The organism is Dietzia sp. E1, from assembly GCF_014145015.1.
GTDB classification, from domain to species: domain Bacteria; phylum Actinomycetota; class Actinomycetes; order Mycobacteriales; family Mycobacteriaceae; genus Dietzia; species Dietzia cinnamea_A.
Window position 1 is genome coordinate 1 of record NZ_JAALDU010000449.1, and the last position, 4,164, is coordinate 4,164.

2 protein-coding genes are annotated in these 4,164 nt (G+C 70.7%); both read left to right on the top strand.

Features of this window, described 5'->3' with window-relative positions:
• Window positions 1–540: 540 nt before the first annotated feature.
• Window positions 541–1,752 carry a saccharopine dehydrogenase NADP-binding domain-containing protein gene (locus tag G6030_RS13750; RefSeq protein WP_182643509.1) on the top strand — a complete coding sequence of 404 codons (1,212 nt, stop codon included), beginning with the start codon at window positions 541–543 and terminating at the stop codon, window positions 1,750–1,752.
• 72 nt (window positions 1,753–1,824) lie between these two features.
• On the top strand, window positions 1,825–4,125 hold the full coding sequence (purL, locus tag G6030_RS13755) for a phosphoribosylformylglycinamidine synthase subunit PurL (protein ID WP_182643510.1): 2,301 nt from the start codon (window positions 1,825–1,827) through the stop codon (window positions 4,123–4,125).
• Window positions 4,126–4,164 lie beyond the last annotated feature (39 nt).

Sequence of the window (4,164 nt, forward strand, 5' to 3'; positions counted from 1 at the left end):
AGACCTCCGACCACCGGAGGTTCAATAAAGGTAACGGGATGGGGCGGGGTGCCGGCGACCCGGGTGGTCGCGCGTGCGTGATGATTGTGCACGGCCGACCGAGATCGCGCTCAGGTTTCGATAAGCCAGTGGTGCACATCACTGTGGTACTAAACGTGCTGGTGAGTGCAGTATTCGCACTTCGTCCGCCTGGTGTGCGGGCGGTCGGTAGGAAGAACTCTGGGAAAAGCCTTCTCTCTCACGCCGAGTGACGTCGACCCGCGCGCGGGTGCGTTGGCACCGGCGCGGCGGATCCGCGGCGAGCGGGATCTCAATTGTGGTCGTAGCCGTCGTGCGAATCCGGGGGTGTCGCCGACATGGTTACGACCATCGCCGGGGTGGTTACGACCATGTGAAGGTGTCGCCGCGAAGGGATGACAGCGCGAGCACCGCAGCGAGGGGCCGACTACCTGCGCGGCCGCCGAACTCGGTGGCTGTCACGGCGGTGGAGCCTATTCGAGGTCCGGACCCGGCGGGCTCTGGATGCGGTACAACCGTGGAATGAGCGAATCCAGCATCCAGCCCGCGTCCTCGTCCGACAAGGCCGATCGCCCGTTCGACATCGTCCTCTACGGTGCGACCGGGTTCACCGGGGGACTGGTGGCCGAGTACCTGATGCGGAACCTTCCCGAGGGCGGTTCGTGGGCCGTGGCCGGACGCAATCGGACCAAGCTGGACGCCCTCGTCACCCGCCTGGCATCCGAGATGCCGGACGTCCCCGCCCCGGGCGTCGTGGTCGCGGACACCGAGGATGCGCGGTCACTGGTCGAGATGGCGCTGTCGGCCCGCGTCGTCATCACCACGGTCGGTCCCTACCTCGAACACGGCGAGCCGCTCGTGGCCGCCTGCGCCGAGGTCGGCACGGACTACGTGGACCTGACCGGCGAGCCCGAGTTCGTCGACCGTATGTACCTCGAGCACAACGACGCGGCGGTCGCCTCCGGGGCCCGGATCGTGCACGCCTGCGGCTTCGATTCGATCCCCCACGACCTGGGCGTGTTCTACACGATGAAGCACGTGCCCGAGGGTGTGCCCGCGGTCGTCTACGGCGCGGTCCACGCGGACGCCCGGTTCTCGGGCGGGACGTTCCACTCGGCGATCGGCCAGTTCGCCCGGCTGCGCGAGGCCGCGAAGACGGCCGCGCGGCGGCGGCAGAAGGAGGGGCGCGTGGCCGGCCGGCGGATCAAGTCGGTCACGGGTAAGCCTCACCACGACAGCGTGCTGGGCCGGTGGCTCGTGCCGCTGCCGACCATCGATCCGCAGGTCATTCTGCGCTCGGCCGCCGCGCTGGACAGCTACGGCCCCGACTTCACCTACTCGCACTACGCCTCGGTCGGCTCGCCCGTCACCGCCGTCGCCGGGATGGTCGGAGTGGGCGCGCTCGCGGCGGGGTCCCAGGTCGGTCCGATCCGGTCGCAGATCCTCAAGCGGATCGACCGCGGCGCCGGGCCGAGCGAGTCCCGCCGGGCCCGCTCGTCGTTCGACGTCACCTTCGTCGCCCTGGCCGGTGGACGGCGGGTCGTCACCCGCGTCTCGGGCGGGGACCCGGGCTACACGGAGACGTCCATGATGCTGGCCGAGTCGGCGCTGTGCCTGGCGTTCGACGACCTGCCCGCGCTCTCCGGTCAGCTCACCACCGCGCAGGCGATGGGCGACGCGCTCCTCGAGCGGGTGCAGCGCGGCGGCCTGACGTTCGAGGTCCTGTCCACCTAGCCGGATGCCGCGCCGGTCACGGGGCATGGGAGCGGATTCGCCCGCCGGTGGGCTCCGACTAGACTCGGCCCCGTGACCTCTCACGTGGACTCCATCTCGCACGCCTCCTCCACCCCCGAGCTCGCCCAGCCGTGGGCCGAACTCGGACTCAAGGAGGACGAGTACGCCCGCATCCGCGAGATCCTGGGGCGCCGCCCCACGGACGCTGAGCTGGCCATGTACTCGGTCATGTGGTCGGAGCACTGCTCCTACAAGTCCTCCAAGGTGCATCTGAAGTACTTCGGTGAGACCACCACCGACGAGATGAGGTCCACCATGCTCGCCGGCATCGGCGAGAACGCCGGCGTCGTCGACATCGGCGACGGCTGGGCCGTGACCTTCAAGGTGGAGTCGCACAACCACCCCTCGTACATCGAGCCCTACCAGGGCGCCGCGACCGGCGTCGGCGGCATCGTCCGCGACATCATGGCGATGGGCGCGCGGCCGGTGGCCGTGATGGACCAGCTGCGCTTCGGTCCCGCGGACGCCGACGACACGCACCGGGTGCTGCCCGGCGTCGTGGCGGGTGTCGGTGGCTACGGCAACTGCCTGGGCCTGCCCAACATCGGTGGCGAGACGGTGTTCGACGAGTCCTACGCCGGCAACCCGCTGGTCAACGCCCTGTGTGCGGGTGTGATGCGGGTGGAGGACCTGCACCTGGCGTTCGCGTCGGGCAAGGGCAACCGCATCATCCTGTTCGGCGCCCGCACGGGTCTAGACGGGATCGGCGGCGTGTCGGTGCTGGCCTCGGAGACCTTCGACGTGGGCGAGGACGGCGCGCCCGTCAAGCCGCGCAAGCTGCCCAGCGTGCAGGTGGGCGACCCGTTCATGGAGAAGGTGCTCATCGAGTGCTGCCTCGAGCTGTACCGCGAGAAGCTGGTCGTGGGCATCCAGGACCTCGGCGGAGCCGGCCTGGCGTGCGCGACCTCGGAGCTGGCCGCGGCCGGTGACGGCGGCATGCACATCGTGCTGGACAACGTCCCGCTGCGCGCCGAGGGCATGAGCGCCGCGGAGATCCTGTCGTCCGAGTCGCAGGAGCGCATGTGCGCCGTGGTGGCCCCGGAGAACGTCGACGCGTTCATGGAGGTGTGCCGCCGCTGGGACGTGCTGGCCGCCGACATCGGCGAGGTCACGGACGGTGACCGCCTCACCATCGAGTTCCGCGGCGAGATCGTCGTGGACGCCCCGCCGGAGTCGCTGGCCGACGAGGGACCGGTCTACGAGCGCCCCGTCGAGCGCCCGGCCGACCAGGACGCCCTGCAGGCCGACACCACCGCCGGCCTCGCCCGCCCGGCCACCGGTGACGAGCTGCGGCAGACCCTGCTGGACATGATCTCCAGCCCCGCCCTGTGCTCGCGCAAGTTCATCACCGAGCAGTACGACCGCTACGTGCGCGGCAACACGATCCTCGCGGAGTACGCCGACGGCGGCGTCCTTCGCATCGACGAGGAGTCCGGCCGCGGCATCGCCCTGTCGACCGACGCCTCGGGCCGCTACACCCGGCTCGACCCGTACGCGGGCGCCCGGCTCGCCCTGGCGGAGGCCTACCGCAACGTCGCCGTCACCGGCGCGACCCCGGTCGCGGTGACCAACTGCCTCAACTTCGGCTCGCCCGAGGACCCGGGCGTGATGTGGCAGTTCCGCGAGGCCGTCCACGGGCTCGCCGACGGGTGCGCCGAGCTGGGGATCCCCGTCACCGGTGGCAACGTGTCCTTCTACAACCAGACCGGCACCACGCCGATCCTGCCGACGCCCGTCGTGGGCGTGCTCGGTGTGATCGACGACGTCGCCCGCCGCACGCCCACCGCGTTCGGCGACACCCCCGGCGAGAGCATCTACCTGCTGGGCGAGACCCGCGACGAGTTCGACGGTTCCATCTGGGCCCAGGTCGCCCACGACCATCTCGGCGGGACGCCCCCGACCGTGGACCTGGCGTGGGAGGCCACGCTCGCCCGCATCATGGCGACCTGCTCCAAGGACGGCCTCGTCACCGGCGCGCACGACCTGTCCGAGGGCGGCCTCGCCCAGGCGCTGGTCGAGTCGGCGCTGGCGGGGGAGTGCGGCATGCGCATCGTGCTCCCGGAGGGCGCGGACCCGTTCGTGTGGCTGTTCTCGGAGTCCTCCGGCCGCGTCATCGTCTCGGTGCCGCGCGGCGAGGAGATCCGCTTCCAGCAGATGCTGACCGCCCAGAACATCCCGCACGCCCGCATCGGCGTGACGGACCCGGACCCGAGCACGTTCGAGGTGCAGGGTCAGTTCACCCTGACGATCGACGAGCTGCGCGAGGCACACGAGGGGACGCTGCCGGCGCTGTTCGGCGTCGATCCCGTCTGACGGTCACCGTCGGCGGATCGGTCGGGGGTAGTCGGGCGC